1 protein-coding gene is annotated in these 396 nt (G+C 49.0%); it reads left to right on the forward strand.

Features of this window, described 5'->3' with window-relative positions; all coding sequences use genetic code 11:
- The coding region (locus tag WCE05_RS26325) for a hypothetical protein (protein ID WP_368816885.1) at positions 1-396 on the forward strand (396 nt) is incomplete at both ends.

Genomic DNA, 396 nt, shown 5'->3' on the forward strand with positions numbered 1-396 from the left:
GATTTAGACGATATTAAAGATGGTAAAGATTTTCGTACCGATCAACCGCAACAAAATATCCCTTTTATCCTGAAAGGTTGCGGTGCGCTGGATTGGGGAATGCAGTCACGCTTATCGCGGATATTTAATCCGAAAACGGGTAAAACCGTGATGCTGGCCTTTGACCAGGGTTATTTTCAGGGGCCGACTACCGGACTTGAACGCATTGATATAAATATCGCCGCGCTGTTTGAACATGCCGATGTATTAATGTGTACGCGCGGCATTTTGCGCAGCGTAGTTCCCCCAGCGACCAATAAGCCGGTGGTACTGCGGGCGTCAGGTGCGAACTCTATTCTGGCGGAATTAAGTAATGAAGCCGTGGCGTTATCGATGGATGATGCCGTGCGCCTGAAC

This window comes from Pseudomonas sp. I2, from assembly GCF_040984075.1.
In the GTDB taxonomy this organism is placed as follows: Bacteria; Pseudomonadota; Gammaproteobacteria; order Pseudomonadales; family Pseudomonadaceae; genus Aquipseudomonas; species Aquipseudomonas guariconensis_B.